18 protein-coding genes and 1 pseudogene are annotated in these 17,112 nt (G+C 36.6%); 11 read left to right on the top strand and 8 right to left on the bottom strand.

Features of this window, described 5'->3' with window-relative positions; genetic code table 11:
* Window positions 1-66: 66 nt before the first annotated feature.
* The 3 genes from ACFSUL_RS14875 to hflX all read right to left on the bottom strand — a co-directional run bounded on the left by ACFSUL_RS14875 (window position 67) and on the right by hflX (window position 5,063).
* Entirely contained in the window at window positions 67-2,490 is a 2,424-nt protein-coding gene (locus tag ACFSUL_RS14875) for a PAS domain S-box protein (protein ID WP_377936691.1), read from the bottom strand.
* Between the two features lie 378 nt (window positions 2,491-2,868).
* Window positions 2,869-3,774, bottom strand: coding sequence for a macrolide 2'-phosphotransferase (locus ACFSUL_RS14870; RefSeq protein ID WP_377936689.1), 906 nt, complete (start codon window positions 3,772-3,774; stop codon window positions 2,869-2,871).
* 29 nt (window positions 3,775-3,803) lie between these two features.
* Window positions 3,804-5,063 (bottom strand): GTPase HflX, encoded by a 1,260-nt coding sequence (gene hflX, locus ACFSUL_RS14865; protein ID WP_377936687.1) that lies wholly within the window; start codon window positions 5,061-5,063, stop codon window positions 3,804-3,806.
* A gap of 681 nt (window positions 5,064-5,744) precedes the next feature.
* On the opposite strand from hflX, the gene mce reads away from it, so the two are divergent.
* Together mce and ACFSUL_RS14855 are read left to right on the top strand one after the other, a co-directional pair.
* Window positions 5,745-6,170 (top strand): methylmalonyl-CoA epimerase, encoded by a 426-nt coding sequence (mce, locus tag ACFSUL_RS14860; protein WP_377936685.1) that lies wholly within the window; start codon window positions 5,745-5,747, stop codon window positions 6,168-6,170.
* 352 nt (window positions 6,171-6,522) lie between these two features.
* The gene (locus ACFSUL_RS14855; protein ID WP_377936683.1) at window positions 6,523-6,855 is read left to right on the top strand and encodes a thioredoxin family protein; all 333 of its coding nucleotides are present in this window, start codon (window positions 6,523-6,525) and stop codon (window positions 6,853-6,855) included.
* 42 nt (window positions 6,856-6,897) lie between these two features.
* Here the strand turns inward: ACFSUL_RS14855 and ACFSUL_RS14850 are convergent.
* Window positions 6,898-7,095 (bottom strand): annotated as a pseudogene (locus ACFSUL_RS14850) (sugar phosphate isomerase/epimerase); the annotation flags it as partial.
* Window positions 7,096-7,276: 181 nt separating this feature from the next.
* On the opposite strand from ACFSUL_RS14850, the gene ACFSUL_RS14845 reads away from it, so the two are divergent.
* Window positions 7,277-7,447 carry a hypothetical protein gene (locus tag ACFSUL_RS14845; RefSeq protein ID WP_377936681.1) on the top strand — a complete coding sequence of 57 codons (171 nt, stop codon included), beginning with the start codon at window positions 7,277-7,279 and terminating at the stop codon, window positions 7,445-7,447.
* A 109-nt stretch (window positions 7,448-7,556) separates the two neighbouring features.
* On the opposite strand, the gene ACFSUL_RS14840 is transcribed toward ACFSUL_RS14845, so the two are convergent.
* The gene (locus tag ACFSUL_RS14840) at window positions 7,557-8,186 is read right to left on the bottom strand and encodes a nitroreductase family protein (protein ID WP_377936679.1); all 630 of its coding nucleotides are present in this window, start codon (window positions 8,184-8,186) and stop codon (window positions 7,557-7,559) included.
* Window positions 8,187-8,310: 124 nt separating this feature from the next.
* On the opposite strand from ACFSUL_RS14840, the gene ACFSUL_RS14835 reads away from it, so the two are divergent.
* From ACFSUL_RS14835 to ACFSUL_RS14825, 3 genes are all read left to right on the top strand, one after another.
* The gene (locus tag ACFSUL_RS14835; RefSeq protein WP_377936677.1) at window positions 8,311-8,682 is read left to right on the top strand and encodes a winged helix-turn-helix transcriptional regulator; all 372 of its coding nucleotides are present in this window, start codon (window positions 8,311-8,313) and stop codon (window positions 8,680-8,682) included.
* 198 nt (window positions 8,683-8,880) lie between these two features.
* On the top strand, window positions 8,881-9,306 hold the full coding sequence (locus ACFSUL_RS14830; protein ID WP_377937724.1) for an SET domain-containing protein: 426 nt from the start codon (window positions 8,881-8,883) through the stop codon (window positions 9,304-9,306).
* 254 nt (window positions 9,307-9,560) lie between these two features.
* Window positions 9,561-9,686 (top strand): hypothetical protein, encoded by a 126-nt coding sequence (locus ACFSUL_RS14825; RefSeq protein WP_377936675.1) that lies wholly within the window; start codon window positions 9,561-9,563, stop codon window positions 9,684-9,686.
* Window positions 9,687-9,735: 49 nt separating this feature from the next.
* On the opposite strand, the gene ACFSUL_RS14820 is transcribed toward ACFSUL_RS14825, so the two are convergent.
* A complete protein-coding gene (locus ACFSUL_RS14820) occupies window positions 9,736-10,290 on the bottom strand; it encodes a spore coat protein (protein ID WP_377936673.1) in 555 nt (184 codons plus the stop codon).
* A 292-nt stretch (window positions 10,291-10,582) separates the two neighbouring features.
* Between ACFSUL_RS14820 and ACFSUL_RS14815 the strand changes: the two genes are divergently transcribed.
* Together ACFSUL_RS14815 and ACFSUL_RS14810 are read left to right on the top strand one after the other, a co-directional pair.
* Window positions 10,583-11,170, top strand: coding sequence for a helix-turn-helix domain-containing protein (locus tag ACFSUL_RS14815; RefSeq protein WP_377936671.1), 588 nt, complete (start codon window positions 10,583-10,585; stop codon window positions 11,168-11,170).
* A 98-nt stretch (window positions 11,171-11,268) separates the two neighbouring features.
* Entirely contained in the window at window positions 11,269-11,577 is a 309-nt protein-coding gene (locus ACFSUL_RS14810) for a hypothetical protein (RefSeq protein WP_377936669.1), read from the top strand.
* A gap of 217 nt (window positions 11,578-11,794) precedes the next feature.
* Here the strand turns inward: ACFSUL_RS14810 and ACFSUL_RS14805 are convergent, their stop codons facing one another.
* Window positions 11,795-12,817 carry a DUF3231 family protein gene (locus ACFSUL_RS14805; RefSeq protein WP_377936667.1) on the bottom strand — a complete coding sequence of 341 codons (1,023 nt, stop codon included), beginning with the start codon at window positions 12,815-12,817 and terminating at the stop codon, window positions 11,795-11,797.
* Between the two features lie 215 nt (window positions 12,818-13,032).
* Between ACFSUL_RS14805 and ACFSUL_RS14800 the strand changes: the two genes are divergently transcribed.
* The 3 genes from ACFSUL_RS14800 (at window position 13,033) to ACFSUL_RS14790 (ending at window position 16,570) form a co-directional block, all read left to right on the top strand.
* A complete protein-coding gene (locus ACFSUL_RS14800; RefSeq protein WP_377936665.1) occupies window positions 13,033-14,634 on the top strand; it encodes an FMN-binding glutamate synthase family protein in 1,602 nt (533 codons plus the stop codon).
* A gap of 337 nt (window positions 14,635-14,971) precedes the next feature.
* Window positions 14,972-15,919 (top strand): superoxide dismutase, encoded by a 948-nt coding sequence (locus ACFSUL_RS14795; RefSeq protein WP_071412122.1) that lies wholly within the window; start codon window positions 14,972-14,974, stop codon window positions 15,917-15,919.
* A gap of 513 nt (window positions 15,920-16,432) precedes the next feature.
* Window positions 16,433-16,570 carry a hypothetical protein gene (locus ACFSUL_RS14790; RefSeq protein ID WP_377936663.1) on the top strand — a complete coding sequence of 46 codons (138 nt, stop codon included), beginning with the start codon at window positions 16,433-16,435 and terminating at the stop codon, window positions 16,568-16,570.
* 132 nt (window positions 16,571-16,702) lie between these two features.
* Here ACFSUL_RS14790 and ACFSUL_RS14785 read toward each other — a convergent pair whose 3' ends face one another.
* Window positions 16,703-16,888: a hypothetical protein gene (locus ACFSUL_RS14785; protein ID WP_071412120.1), complete on the bottom strand. Its 186-nt coding sequence runs from the start codon at window positions 16,886-16,888 to the stop codon at window positions 16,703-16,705.
* Window positions 16,889-17,112: the final 224 nt, after the last annotated feature.

Raw genomic sequence — 17,112 nt, 5'->3', positions numbered from 1 at the left:
CCTTTCGTATCCTTCCTCTCGTTTTCCAAATAACTGTACACAGATAATCAAATAAGCTGTTGTGGATTACTGATAAATCCTATACTCATTTTGATTAGATTTTTTCGCAATATATAAAGCTTCATCAGCATGTTTTATTAGCTGTCTTTTATCTACGGAATGATCTGGATAAAAAGCAATACCGATTCCCGCTTCTAGCGTTATTTCATTATTATTAAAGTGTAATGGTTTATCAAGGGAATGCAAGATGCGTTTTGCGACTACTTCTGCAAATTCCGTCGATTCAAGTTCCGTTAAGATAACCCCCATTTCATCACCACCCAATCGTGACACCGTATCTGTTTTACGTAGGGATTGTTGAATTCGTTTCCCAAGCTCTTTAATCACGGCATCTCCTGCATCATGGCCGTACGTATCGTTTATCTGTTTAAACTTACGACCATCTAACATCATAACTGCTACCTTCTTTTTTGAACGATTGGCTTGATGGATTGCCATCTCTAGTCTGTCATCAAAAGTCCGCCGATTCGGCAACCCTGTTAAGTAATCATAAAAAGCCATTTTCGTCAGTGCATCTCGATGCCTTTTTCGTTCGGTAATATTCCGAGAAATTAATACCAATTGTCTCACTTTCCCATCCTCTATAATGGGGGTTATTGTAACCTCTAACCAGATCCAATGTCCTTTTTTATGAAGAACCCGAGTTTCAACTGGAGACGGCTTTTTTCTATTAAGGATATCTTCAAATCCTTTTTCCACTAATGGTATGTCATCTGGATGAATATATGTCGTAAATGGCTTCCCGATATACTCGGAATAAGCGTAACCAAGAATTCTTTCATTTGCTGGAGAAACATACTCTACCATGCCAGATGGGCTAACCAATTTAATTACATCAAAAGCGTTTTCTGTTATTAAACGAAATTTCTCTTCGCTTTTTTGCAGTTCCTTTTCTGCCTTTTTGACACCTGTAACATCTTTATAAAAGGAGGTGGCTCCTACTACCTTGCCCTTCTCATTCTGTACAGGCGTATATGAGGCAATAATATCTAAAATCTCTCCACTTTTCGTCATTCGTTTTGTTTCATGGTAGGTAATTGTTTCTCCATTACGTATTCTTTCATTTATCCCTTTTGCATCGTCCTCCATACTAGAGGGAACAATCAGGCTCATGTTTTCCAAAACCTCTGCTTCACTAAAACCAAACATTTTTTCAAAAGCAGGATTCACTTTTAGGATTTTTCCATCGGAGGAGAAGAAAAACACAGGGTCAACGGAATAATTCCAAAACGTTTCTAGTTCCTCTTTTGTTTCCACTAAAGCCGCTTGAGCACGTTTTTGTTCGGTTATGTCTCTCGAAACTCCGTACAGTCCAACAATTTGGTTGTCCACAAATATTGGAATACACATCACAAATACGTCAATTTGATGACCCACCCCATGTTTCATCCTAATATGATAACTTTCTGGCTTCTTTTGCTCTATTACCTGTTTAAATCGATCGAAAGCATAGTCTCTATCTTCTTGTATTACTGAATGCCAAAAAGGCTTTCCTTTCAAATTCTCCATGGAATAACCAGAAATTTTTTCAGCAGCAGGATTTCCACTTGTATAGTTTCCATCAAGGTCAATGGAAAAAATCGCATCCGGATGATTCTCAAATAAAGATTTATACCGCTGTTCACTCTCTTTTAAAAGCTGTTCCAATTTACTTTCCTCTGTAATATCTTTGGCAATTCCATATAGGCCAACAACGATTCCGTCTACGACAATTGGGATGTTTTTAACATGCAAAAGAACCTGTTGACCATTACGTTTTTGAATGCAAACCTCATACTCTTCCGTCTTTCCTTTTAAAGCGTTTTTAAAATAAGCATTTGTTTCTTTAATATTCCCTCCTACTATAAGTGGCTCAAAAGATGTATTGATTAGCTCACTAGCTTCGTAACCTGTAATTTCACAAGTCCTTTCATTCATATTGATAAAATTCCCTTGTAAATCCAACTCAAATACAGCATCCCTATTATGTTTGACAAGGGAATGCAGTCTTTCTTGATTGCTTTCTAAATGTCGTTTCGTCTCTGTAAGCTCTTTCTCTTTACGTCGTCTATCTGTAACATCCCTAACGATGCCTAGTACAAAGTTACAAGTACCTTTTTCTGTTGAAATAGGGTTAAGAGACGTTTCTCCTATAAATTCTCCATGAATAGTATCAATCTTTTCTTCAAAATTCAGCGATTTTTGCGTGGATACGACATCGTGATATTGGCTTATCAATGTATCTACCCGTTCCTTTGGCATTACATCTTCTATCCGCCTACCTACAACTGCTTCTTTAAAACCTAGAACCTTTAATGCTGATTGATTTATATATACATATCGAAAAGAGTCTCCATCTTTCTCCATTAAAAAAATCAAATCTTTGATAGAATCAAAAATACTTTTCATTGCAAAAATATTATGACCTATTTTATCTAAAAAGTGCTGCATACACTTGCCCCTTCCTATCGGTAAGAGAAATAGTAAATGGAGTCCACTTAACTATCATTTCTAGATTTTGTTACTATCCAATCATATTATTAGTGATTTTTTCATCTCTACTAGTGACAAAGTCTTTCTAGTCTTGGTATTTAATAAATGGTTCGTAACGAAAACTCCATAACCAGTTATTACAACTGTGTTTCCATCTAAAAATAAAATACTTTTTTCGACAATTTTCTTCTTCTCTTCTCTTCAATAATACCACATTCAGCAAAGAACAATAGGTATTATGTAGCTGTCCTACCCTATTTAATTCATAACAAAAAGAGCTGCTACATACAGCTCCTTTTGTCCACTCATTATGGAATCCTTAAACTAGTAAATAGCTTAATTAGTTTTTACGCCAAGTGCCTGTTTCGCCATTTCCTCATATTCTTCAAGTCCTGAGGAAAGAGCGAACTCAGCAATTGCGACAGGGTAAGCCGCTGCGAGTTCTACGATGTGGTCGAACATCTTTTCCCATACATGGCCACCAGCTTGTTCATACGCGTGAATCAATTTCTCCAATGCTGCTTCTCCAAAGGTAGCGTGATAAGATACAAAGTCGTTAGCAGGATCCGTAACGCTCGCTTCCGTCCAATCTATCATTCCCGTAACACGAGATTCCTTATCAACTAAAATATGACCAGCATGAAGATCCCCATGTACAAGTGCTGTTTGCTCTGGCCATAGCGAATCATTTTGAAGCCAAGTTTCCCACCGTTTCCAAAGTTCAGCGCTAACGCCAAATTCCGCTTTCACCTTGTCCATACGCTCCTTCATTACATGGCGTAATTCTTCCGGTGTATGAATGAAAAGTCCAGCATTTTTCGCATCACTGTGATTGATGCTATGCAGTTCAACCATTGCCTTAGCTAGTGTCTCGACAAAGGTATCAGGTAGATTCTTCTCATCAATCTCCCAAACATACGCTTTCGCTTCCATATCAATCGTACCAGCCGGAACTCCCTGAAGTAATGGGTACGCAATAAGCTCTTCTGAATAAATTTTCCATTTTGGTGCCTGAACAGAAAGGTTTCGTCCTACGAGATCTAAAATTTGTTTTTCTTTACTTGATCGTTTTACTACATCGCTGCGACGAGGGATGCGCAGCACCCAGTCTTCCCCTTCTAAATCAGTTGCAAAAACAACATGAAAATCCAGGCCAGAATCGTTTCGTTGTAGCGAATCCTCTTTTATATCAAGACCATGTTGTTTAGCCAACTGTACTATTTCTTCATTTGTTTTCATCATTTGTACACATCCTTCTTCAAATTTACGATTTACTTCATCACATATTTTTGATATTTTTCATAATCACTGTTAGTACATTCCACTATTAACTTTGTACCGTTATGTTCATAAGTGGTCGTTCGTACATTCGCATTCTCATTAAAATAAGAAACTAGTTGACCTTCCTCGAAAGGAATTAACATCTCACACGTTATATTTTCTTTAAAAATTTGATTGCTAATCGCTTCGATTAATTCCGTCATTCCCACTTCTTGTTTTGCAGAAAGATAGATGTTTTCTCCTTCCACCATAGGGATTTCAACATCGCATAAATCCGATTTATTATATACAGTAATCGTTGGAATATCGTCTATCCCGATGTCCTTTAAGACATTATTGGTTACGCTAATATGATTGCTATGATGAACATTAGAATAATCGACAACATGAAGTAACAGATCCGCTTCTGCCACTTCTTCTAAGGTCGAGCGAAAAGCTTTTACTAAATGATGTGGCAATTTATCTACGAACCCTACCGTATCTGTCAGCAAAAATGATTTGTTATATGGGAGCTTGATTTTCCTAATGGACGTATCTAGTGTCGCAAATAACATATCTTTTTCCAAAACTTGTTTCTCGGCTGATGGATTAAACTGTTTCACCATTGCATTCATAATCGTTGATTTTCCTGCGTTCGTATATCCTACTAAGGAAACAATCGGGACGCCACTCTTCCTGCGCTGATTCCGTTGTGTTTCACGCTGGGTAATTAGCTCTTCTAATTCCTTATTCAAAGAAGCTATCTTCGCCTCAATTCTTCTTCGATCAAGTTCTAATTTTGTTTCACCCGCACCCCTATTTTTTAACCCAGATCCGCCACCTTGTCGACCTAAATCTTCACGCCCGCCAATTAACCTCGGAAGCATATACTTAAGGTTGGCTACTTCGACTTGGAGCTGTGCTTCTCTTGTTTTCGCACGCTCTGCAAATATATCTAAAATTAACATCGTTCGATCTATAATTTTTCTCTCAAGCTCTTCCTCAAGATTGCGAAGTTGCGTAGGGGATAACTCATCATTAAAAATCACAAAATCAGCATCAGACTCATGAAGCAGCTCCAACACTTCTTCTAGTTTACCTTTACCAATATAATGCGCTTTGTTGACTCGACTTAAATTCTGAGTAACTTCCCCAACAACTTCTATAGCACAAGCGGAAGCTAAGTTCGCTAACTCCTCCATTGAATAGGAGAAGTTAAGCTGGTTATTTATATTTACACCAACAACGATTGCTTTTTGTTTTTCCTTCATTTCCATTCCTCCATTTTCTAATAAAAACTAAATAAAAAAACACAGGCTCTGCCTGCGTTTTGGAGTAAATGGATAAAGGTATACGGAAATAACCCGGTAAAGGATACACTTACCAGCTTACTTTTGGAATTCTGAGTGAAATATGACCTGACACCTCTCCTAGCATTTGAATTAATATGCGATAAGATGAAGAAGAAAGAGACATTTCATATTTATAATATTTTTAAAGACACAAAAAAAGAGGGTAGACTCGTCCCCTCCTTTTTACAATACGTAAAATGAAGAATTTCCTTAAAAATAGACAGACCAATCCCATTTACTCTGCACAACAGGCAGAGTCTTGAACGTTATTCAATTAACGGTTCAATGGTTGAAATCGTAGTCTAATAGATGCCACAAGGAAACCCTCCATTTCTCTAAAGTTAAGTAAATACTAACATTTTCCAATAAGAAAAGCAATGGTTTTAGAGGAAATTTGTATCGTTTTCATTGGTAGTAACTATACACAGAAGAAATTCACTAAAGTGAAGAGGAGTAAAAGATAGTCGCTTTCTTCCTTCGATAATGTTCCAATGACAAACTAGATTCATTTTCTCTAGAAAAATTGCCTCGAGCTAAAAAAAGCATCTCCTAAAAAAATTGTGTTAAGATAAATGCACAAATTAGTTTAGGAGAATGACGATGAAGAAAACAATAGACCATATAGGCGTGGCTGTTCGAAACTTAGAAGATACAATTCAATTTTATAAAAATGTGCTCGGTGCGAAACTAATAGACCAGTATAGAAGTGACGCAAAAGGTGTGGAGAGTGAAATTGCGATTATGGAAGTAGATGGCGCCCGAACAGAGTTACTGGCACCAACAAATAATACTACCTCTCCAATCGCTCGTTTTATAAAGCAAAAAGGGAAAGGCGTCCATCATATCGCCTATCGTGTTGATGACTTGGATGCTGCTTTAGAAGAACTAGAACAACAAGGTATTCGTACATTAAAAGATAGTTTGCGCATAAACAAACACGGTAGAAGATTAATCTACTTAAACCCTGCTGATACGGAAGGAACGATTATTGAATACTGTGATTACCCAGTGAAAAAGGATTTGTAAAGGCAGATTTTTACGAAAAACTCCCATGGCGGCTGAAACCAAGCCGCCACCATCTACTATAAAAAAAGCAAATTTAGTGCCAAAGTGGTATAGAATCGATTCATTTTGGTTATCCTAAATGATTTTACAATGCTTAAAAATACTTTTTTTCATACAAACACTCTTTCTGTAAAAACAAAATCTCGTTATAACTAGAGGAAATTAAGATTAAACTAACGCTATATGATAAATCGTTATCCAATTTTTCTCGTGTCAGTAGTTAATCGTAACTTCCTTAACCCTTCCACTTTTCGTAGATAATTACATGCAACTATCCAGAATAAGCGTAGCATTAATAATTGGAGGTCAAAGAATGAGAGAACTAGAAAAACTTACTTCGCTAGAAATGGTAGATAATTTTATAGGAAAACACTCATTAAGCTTTTTATACATATCAAGGACAAATTGTAGTGTTTGTCATGCTTTATTGCCACAGATACAAAAGTTAATGACTCCTTTCCCTCTTATCCAACTAGGCCATATTAATGCAGATCAAGTGGAAGAAATAGCGGGACACTTTTCCATCTTTACCGTCCCTGTACTCCTTTTATTTGTCGAAGGAAAAGAAGTATTGAGAGAAGCTCGATTTGTGCATTTAGAAGAATATGAAAGCAAGATAAATAAAATTTATGAGCTAACACAATGAATAAACCACAACACAAATGACGTGTTGTGGTTTGTAAAATTATTAGACATCACTTAAGTATCTTTCTTTTATCAAGGAGAGTGACTTGTCTCCTGCCATGTTCCATATTTCTTCATTAATTATTTCGACTTCAATGGGACCTCTATAGCCGGATTGTTCGACGGCATTTCGAATTTTTCTTAATTCGATAACCCCGTCCCCCATCATTCCCCTTCCCTTAAATAGGTCTGGTGTGGGTACAAAGGAAAAACTCCTTTATTCCTTTGTTGAAAATATAGGGTTTTACATTTGTTAATATATTTCTCTCTATTACGTCAAAATTCTTCAAAGGCTTGTTCATTTCATAAGTGAAGCAATAAGGTATTTTTAAAAGAAAAAAAGGCAATACTGTGGATAATTCCAAATGAAAGGTGATGGAACGATGGAAGTCAATATGAGTCAAAATGATGTGATGGCAGAGATTCAGCAGTTAAATGAAAACGGTGTTGTATTAAACAAGAAAAAATTAAAAAAATCTCATCCAGAATTGATGAGAAGTGCGTTACATTATTTTCCTGATTGGGATAGTGCAGTCGATAAAAGTACTTCTTAAGATATACATAGCCATCCCCCGCTTTTACTAAAGCGAGGGATTTTCTTTTGTTAAATGGAGCGATTTTTCCATTACCTACTATTGTTCATTACAGCATGTAAAATTCTATTTAAATAAACTCAATCTTTTCTTTTAATGGTAAGCGAGTTGTTTTATATGCTGGTGTAGCGGCTTTTCCTATAGCAATTAAAACGATAGGAATATTTCTTTTGGAAATATTAAATTTCTCCGCAAATTTCTGCTTGTCAAAACCTCCCATAGTGACAGTGTCATACCCTTTTGCTTTTGCAATTAACATAAGCTGCATAGAAACAAGCCCAGCGTCAAATGAAGCGATATTGGCTCTTGTCTCAAAAGAAGCATGGGGATAGGTATTATTAGTACTTTCGATGACGCGTTTCATGCTTTGTTCATCAATAAATCCTGCTTGATGGCTACTTTCGTAGACTCTTTCTACATTTTTATACATTTCTGTATCACCTAAAACTGCAATAACAGCAGAAGCAGTTTCAACCTGTTCTTGATTATTTGCTATTAATCTAAGTTCTTTTTTTGTTTCTTCATCATCTATAACAATAAAACTCCATGGTTGAAGATTACTAGATGAAGGCGCAAGAATCGCTTCATCTAAAATCGCTTCTATTTCATCTCTTGAAATTTTATAATTAGGGTCATATTTTCTAACAGAATGACGTTCACGAATTACTTCGGATAGGCTTTGCATCGTTGTTGTTGACATTAATTTTTCCTCCCTTGCTTTTTACTTACTTTAAGTAAGTACAGAAACAAGCTTACTATTAGTAAGTTTGTTTTGTCAAATTATTTTATGGTAGAATATGAATTAAAAAGTCGAGGTTATAATAATGAGTGAGCGAGAAATATCTGATTGCTGCAAAAATAAAGATAAAGACATTGCTAGTGTGTGTGATAATTTTCATGACACAATCGAATTTATCGGTAAACGATGGATGGGAGTTATTATATACACGCTGCTAAAAGGACCAAAAAGATACCATGAGATTTTAGCTGAAATCCCAGGAATTTCAGACCGGCTTTTGACAGAAAGATTACGTGATCTAGAACATGAGGGGTTAGTAGTAAAACAAACATTAGAATCTTCTTCTAGAAAGGTCCGATATGAATTAACACCTATTGGTAAAGAATTAGAAAGTGTAATAATAGCCATTATGAAATGGATTAATGCACACTCCAACAGTAGAAACGAGCATAAATAATTAATTGTACTCGCTTCTACTATCAAGCGATTCACCATCATTTACTAATCAACTACTTCCATAATGAGCTAATTTAGCATTGTTAGTTGTCATTATTAGGGGGTTATGGAAATTTAAAAAAACAGTTGCTTTCCTCCTTAACAACTGTCAAGCTATGAAGATAAGAACTTAACAGAAAAGATTGCGCAGGTGACGAACATGATTGAAGTAAAAACATCCACACTCAGCGATGGTGAGTTTAATAGAGGGGTATTTGCGACACGCGATATTGCAAAAGGTGAATTAATACACGAAGCGCCAGTCGTTCCCTACCCAAATGAGGAGCATATGTTGATTGAGCATACAGTACTTGCTGATTACGTGTATGAGTATGGGATAAATCATAGTGCTGTCGTTTTAGGATATGGTATGCTATTTAACCACTCATATGAGCCTAACGCCACTTATGATATCCATTTCTCAACTCACACATTTAAATACTATGCCTACAAAGATATAAAAGCAGGCGAAGAAATACTAATCAACTATAATGGCGATGTTGATGATAAAGAGCCACTATGGTTTAACAAAGACAAAATGGATAATGAAAAAGAGGAAGAAAATCAAGAGGATAAGGAAGATTAATGATTATTGCTTCAAAATAAACTCTTTATTTTGTCTGAGCTGGTATAAAAGCTAGCTAGCAACTACTCTTCATTCAACTATTGAATAAAAAATCAGGCGCCACCTTTATAAAAATGAAGGCGCCTGATTTTTCTATAAAATAACCTATGATAAAGTAAAAATTCAATCGATCGGCCCTTTCCCCCGTTAATACGGGATAAAATCTAATCATTTGCACAAAATAGATTTGTACTAAAAACGAAAGGAGCCGAACGATGACAAACAAAAACGATAACCGTGAACGTCGCAACAAATACCCGAACAATAAGAATACGGACGCAGAGTTTTCAAAAGACGTTAATATTCGTAGTGAGATTACGAAAAAGGATAGAAAGAAATAAGAAAAAACAGGAACTGCTTTCAAGCAGTTCCTGTTTTTTCTGTTTGTTGCTATTGCACCGGTACTGGTTGAAAAAATTCAGCAATAGCCTGTGTGCTTTCTTGTGGTGCAGGCATCAGTGGATAATATCCTTTTTTCACCATATACTGCCACATTTCATAAGCATGGCGATTACTGTTTAAAAACGCGTTTTCTAAGAAATGACGTAAATCGGGATTTGCACATTCGACAGAAGCAGCTCCATAATTTTTAGCGGAACTTTTTTGATTTAACAAGTATGCCGTTGCGATTTCCCTATCCGTATGTGTTTGTACTTCCGTTCTTGGTTTCCCTGTTTGAAGCGGAACAGTTCCATTTGTGAAACCTGGAAGCTTTCTAACTTGTTGATCCGGCTGGAATTTATTCACATCAGGTGTTGTTTGACTTTGAATAAACTCTACTTTTAAATTATAATCCGCTACATGAAAAGGAAATTGTCTAGTGAGAATCTCCTTTAATTCAGGGTCTTGTGCCTGATTTATAAAACCTGCCATACACCCAATCGTGTTGTAACACCCCATTGCTAATTCTGTTAAATCATGCAGTTCATGAGAAGCTAATTGCATCTATATTCCTCCCTTTGTATACTTCTAAAACACCTTTCTTATTTTGCTCACGATAATCAAATTAACACCTTAATACTTCATTTGCATTATGTTGTTTTGTGGAAATAGTGTATACCTCATTTGTATGTTATAGCATTTTTCAACCAGCAGATAAGAAGTAATTTGGAACTACCAAGCGTTATAACGAAATAGTCAAAAAAATTTATAAAAGATTTCCAGTAAACCAAGATATTGAATATATGATATACTATTTCTTGAGGAATAATATAACATACAATTTTAGGAGTCATATATGGATAAAAATAGCTTATCTAGTCAAATTGGAGAACGGTTACGTTTTTACCGACAACAGCGTCAATTATCCTTGGAGGAACTTGCTGAACTTACTAATGTCAGTAAGCCAATGCTTGGACAAATTGAACGAGGAACTTCTAATCCAACGGTTGCGATCCTTTGGAAAATAGCTGCAGGATTACAGATTCCATTTGCTTCTTTCCTTGTTAAGGATCCCTCTATCAAGATGCTTAAAGAAGAACATCAGCCTTTCTTTAAAGAAGATAATGATTTATTTGAAACATATAATACGTTTGCTTCTCCTGGTATACCATTAGAAATTTATCGAATTCGTATGTTACCCGGATGTAAGCATCACTCTGCCCCGACTGGAATAGGCGCATTAAAATCCATTACAGTCCATTCTGGTAATTTATTCATTGAAATAGGTAAGGATAATTATCATACCCTAAGTAAGGGAGACGCAATTTCCTTCTCTACTGATGTTTATCAAGTTTATCAAAACCTCAATGAAGATATATGCGAATTTAATATGTCCATCTATTATTCCAGCCCGCATATTCAATCTGGACAAGGGATACAGTGAACCTTCCATCCCGGAACGCTCTTTTCGAGGATGGTTAGCCTGAACCAATCGGGCGATTAATAGCAATGATAACTAACTTATGTGAAAGGATGTTACGGTTGGAATTACATGAAGAAACGATTTATTATTTAGAAAATCCTGAGGATGGTATCACTAAATTAGCAACTGGCACACAAATAAAATATGGAAATACAATAAAGGATGTATTTGGGCTTGCAGATATTAATGATTTATTAATGATGCTTAAGCATAACAAAAAATTTCAAGAATGTATTTGCGAGGCACATGGAATTAATGAACAAGACATAACATTAAACCTAATTTTCCGTGTTGCTTCTAAAAGTGATTTAAGTCATGTGAAGGACCAAGAAGCTGAGAAGGAAAAGGAAGGACAAGTTCCACTATAAAAAAAGATATGTTACAACATGGCGCTGGCATTTGCTAGCTCTTATTTTGTAGGAGCAGTAGTAATTATCGTGACACGTCAAGCAACCCTACCTACAATAGCCTCCCTATGTAGCCAACCATAAGGAGGTCTATTTTTATGAAAAATAGTGAAGAATACGCCGTATTTAGCGTGATAATGGTAATTCTATATCAAACGTCTCTATGTAGGTACCTACATCACTCGGTATCCTTTGTCTTTATAAGTTTTTGTTTATCTATTGTTCCAGGTGGTTGTTCGAGCCATTCGTTCTTAATCATAATATCGGCTCCATCCTTAGCGTATTGCGCAATTTCAAGCGATAATCGTTCATAATTCAACACAAGGTCACTTCTTTGACTTGCCGCAGCTGCTGTTGCATAGTTCCCTGTACCAGCCCCGCTTAATAAGGACATATGGAACATCATTAATTTATCTGAAAATGGTGGCGTTGTTGAATCAGTAATAGCGATATCAGCGGAAACAGGTGGCTGTATATTGTTATTGAGAAGTGCCTTTGTAAACACTTGCACATGCTTTTTGGAAATGTCACTTCCTCTATACATCCATTTTTGAATATTTTCTCTTGGTGATACTTGAGCAAAACTAAGTGACAATTTCGTTCCCATTATGTTCGTTTGAATGTTCGTAAATAAATGAGATATTTCCACCGTATTTAACGGGCGTTGTTTACTGAAAAGCGAAAAACCACTTAAATATTTTTTACTGTCTACATAATCCGTTTTTTTCGGGTAAGGAATATAAGGAGCCCTCACAAATAAGCCTTTTAAAAGAGAAACATCTGAACTACTATCATATAACTCCGTTGTTTCTTGAAGTCCTTTTATAAACTGCTCTCGTATATCTTTCCTAGCACTCATCGCAATAAATCCACTATAAGCAAGTAATCCAACCTTTGCCATATGGTTAATGTAGGTAAGCATAAACGTATCTGTATATAGACGGGGAGCATGTAAATTCACATCATCTTCAATCGTAAAACCTGTAGGCATTGGGATCTTCTCTTCTTGAAAAATGTTTGTTATCTTTTCTAAATGAGCAGCTGAAATATCATAAGCAAACTGGACAATAGGTTTAATTTCTTCCTCTTCTATATGTTGTAAAAAATAGCTAAGAATACAAGTAGCCATACTATCGTTCATATAGCTAGTCCAAATACAAGCTATCTCAGCAGACGTTAATTGCGTATGCTTTTCTGTCATATTCCATTTCCTCCAGTTACATCATATACTTAAGTATTTACAGAAAAACAAGCTTATATTCGTATTTAACGAGGCACTCCTTTCCTACTATTTACATTTGTACTAATAATACATTTCAAAACCCATTGGATAGTTTCTCACCATTTGGAAAATATAACGATAGTGACGATTGCAAAATGATACTAACCATGTTGTCTTAGTAGGAGGAATCAATAATGAATATAGCAAATATATTGACAATCATTGGCTTTTTTATTCTTGCTCTTATTATTCTAGTACTTATAATAGTTGGTCTATATTTATTTTTCGTAGACCGTGCACAAAAGCAACATCCAATTCTTCGTAATTACCCAGTAATTGGACGAGCTAGATACTTCCTAGAAACCATTGGACCTGAGCTTCGTCAGTATTTGTTTAATAATGACCGAGAAGGGAAACCCTTTTCACGAAATGACTATCAGCATATTGTCAAAAAAGCAAAATATAAACGTGATGTCGTCGGTTTTGGGTCACAAAGAGATTTTGAGCAAGAAGGTTTTTATATTAGAAATTCCATGTTTCCAAAATTAACCGAAGAGTTAAAAATGGATTACGAAACGAAAGTAACAACAGATCGATATCTATTAGTAAATGAACCTTTATTTGGACAGAGAAAAGAACATTTAGAGAAGAATGAGTCACCTGTCTATTTACTAGATGACGATGATGCTATTGTGATTGGGAAAAACCTAAAAAACCCCTTTGTTGTTAAGGGACAAATTGGCATGTCTGCCATGAGTTATGGTTCTCTAGGTGATCGCGCCATTACTGCACTCTCGGAAGGATTAGGAATTGCCAAAGGGACTTGGATGAATACGGGTGAAGGCGGAATTTCTGAGTACCATTTAAAGGGTGGCGTCGATATTATCATGCAAATAGGCCCTGGTTTATTTGGGGTTCGAGACAAAGAGGGTAATTTTAGTTGGGAAGCATTAAAGGAAAAAAGCGAAATACCGGAAGTAAAAGCATTTGAAATTAAACTTGCGCAAGGGGCGAAAACACGCGGCGGTCATATTGACGGGGAAAAGGTGACAGAGGAAATTGCCAAAATACGTATGGTAGAACCGTTTAAGTCGATTGATAGTCCGAACCGTTTTCGGGAATTTAGTGACTTGCCTTCACTGTTTGATTTTATGGAAGGTATCCGGGAACATACTGGTAAACCTGTCGGAATGAAAGTTGTAATTGGAAGTGGTCATGAAGCGGACGAATTAGCTAAACATATAAAAGATACCGGAAAAGGACCTGACTTTATCACCGTAGACGGTGGTGAAGGTGGTACAGGAGCTTCCTATCAAGAATTGGCTGATACGGTAGGTTTGCCGATTCGATCTGCGTTACCTTTAGTAGATAATGCCTTAAGGAAATATGGCGTCCGTGATAGCGTGAAAATTATTGCCTCCGGGAAGCTGTTTTCACCAGATCGAATTGCCATTGCCCTAGCAATGGGGGCCGACCTTATTAATATAGCACGAGGGTTTATGATTACGGTAGGCTGCATCCAAGCCTTACAATGCCACTCCAATGGTTGTCCCGTCGGTGTCGCAACAACAGATCCTGAGCTACAAAAAGGACTCGTCATTGATGAAAAGAAATGGCGTACTGCTAATTATGTCATTACGATGCGCAAAGGTTTATATCGGGTAGCTGCTGCGGCAGGGTTAGATTCCCCTGTGCACTTTAATCGGGAACACGTCGTTTATAAAGATGAAAAAGGAAAAGTTTGGTCTCTCGACGATATTTATCAATCCATTGTTCAACCAGAAAAACTGGGGTAATAAGATTGTTTCAGTTGTTATTAAGAGCGAAAATCTTCGTTCTGTCCGGCTATTCATTTCAAGCATAATCCAGAACTCCACGGCTTGCGCTACGCATACTACCGTGGAGTTCAAAAGCTTAGGCTGTTTTTGCGCAATGGACTATTCCTTTCCGTTTTATAAAAATTCACTTCTGTTCCACCTTCCCACTACCATCAGGTTTTTAACTCGTTACCTCCCCCTATTCAACTAGTTCATTGGTATGTAACCTCTTCTCCCCTTTTTTAACCACTTTATTTGAACATTTTTGTTGCCAAAACATATAGTAAAAGCAGCATATAGGAGGAGGTTGCTATCTGTGGAACAGCATGAAAATTATTTGACTGACCTGTTGAATTGGTGTAGTGATTTGTATGAGCATTCCAAACAACTTCAATCAAATAATAGACAATTAAATGTCGAAGCGATAGAAGCATGGGAAGATGAAATGGAGCAATTCAAAACGACAATTGCGAATTCAACAGAGAAGAAGTCTTTTAACGAATTGTATGATAAGGCACAGGACTTGTATATGCAATGGGAACGTTTATACATGCTAAATGATGAGGGTAACGTAGAAGAACATAACCAACAGAAGGAAGAAAACGCAGACGATCGGTCCTCCGTAGTTAACAATGGAGGAGTGCCAATTGGCGCACATCAACTCCCTCCCCTGCCGTATTCGTATGATGCCCTTGAACCATATATTGATCGAGAAATCATGAGGCTTCACCATACAAAACATCATCAGGGGTATGTGGATGGGTTAAATAAAGCCGAAAAAGAAATGCAAAAAGCGAGAAATTCTGGCGATTTTACTCTCATTAAACATTGGGAAAGAGAAGCTGCATTTAATGGAGCCGGACATTATTTGCATACAATCTTTTGGGATGTTATGAGTCCACAAGGTGGAGGAAAACCAATAGGGAAAACGAAAGATGCTATCAATCAAACTTTTGGTAGCTTTGAAAAGTTTAAGAAACATTTTTCTGAAGCGGCTAAAAACGTAGAAGCGGTTGGCTGGGCAATTCTAGTCTGGTCTCCACGGTCGCATCGACTGGAAATTTTACAGGCAGAAAAACACCAAAATTTAAGTCAATGGGACGTTGTTCCGTTGCTTGTCCTTGATGTATGGGAACACGCGTATTACCTACAATATAAGAACGAGCGCAAACGATATGTAGACAACTGGTGGAATGTTGTCGACTGGAAATCCGTAGAAAACCGATTTAAAGAAGCCGAAAAACTCAAGTGGAAACCCTTCTAACCCAAAAGCGAAAGCGCCTTGAACAGCCCCGACAAGCATAAGGCTAGCAGACCAGAAAGGCGCTTTTTGCCTTTTTGGGCTGCTTGACTTATGACCTCGGCCCTCCTAGTGGAGCTAAACTAAAACAAACACTGTGTCAGGCGGCCTATTTCTTAAAACAAATAGAGCTGGCTATTGACCGACGCATATTAATTATTTTAATGAAAGGCTGTTTGTATGAAAAAAGTATTTTTTAAGCATCGTAAAATCGTTTAGGATAATCAAAATGAATCGGCTCTATAACACTTTGGCATCCAATTTTCTTTTTTATAGTAGATGTTGGCGGTTTGGTTTCAGCCGCCATGTGAATTTTTCGTAAAGGTTGTTGCTTTTTAGCTGAAAACTAAGTTAGAACTACTGAGAAAAGAGCCTAATTAAATTATCCCCTTCTAATTATAATTTTTCAGCTACATGGTTGAAACCGTCAAAACAGTACATATTAAGGATAGAATAGTTGAAAGGAGTAATCCCACAATGGAAAAACGAGGAAAGCGAAATGATAAGATTACAGAAAAAAGACAGGAGGAACTTCAAAACCCTACTAGCTTTTCTTACAGAGACAATGAGCAGCCTCAACCTCAGCCTAAAGATTATGAGGAAATCGAATATTAAGTTAAAAAGGAAAAAGACCGAGTATGGTCAGTACTCGGTCAACACTACTACATGTCTTAGGATTAGCAGCTAACCAGAAAGTAGAAGGATAGAAATAGTCGCCACGTCGTCCAAGCTATCCTATTTACTCATTCATGTACTTGTTTTTTGTTTCGTAGCCACTCTCTTTATTACATAAACGCCTGCAATCAACGCTACTAAACTCAAAGAATCACCTAAATTAATAGTAAAATTAAAGTTGTTATGTACACTCACATCCGTTTTGCTCTTATTCGAATTCGTCCTTGATAATGGTTGCTCCTCTTTTTCCTTGTTCATCGATTTCCCTCCAGTTTCTTCTTTATTCCAACTTTTTTAAAAGTCCATTTTTTCGTAAACTCTACTATCTATTCTATTAACTATTTTCCTTATCAGACCATAAATTTCGTTTTTATATAGACTGTTTTATTGTAGATTGTTGTTTTTACTTATAAATTCAACCCGTTTATTTCCGTTCAAAACAACAACCTTTACGAAAAAAACTTTTATATAAGAAAAACCAT

Source organism: Bacillus seohaeanensis (assembly GCF_042684945.1).
Classification (GTDB): Bacteria; Bacillota; Bacilli; order Bacillales; family Bacillaceae_B; genus Rossellomorea; species Rossellomorea seohaeanensis.
The sequence above is the reverse complement of the archived record's forward strand: the minus strand, read 5'-3'. Positions and strand labels throughout refer to the sequence as shown.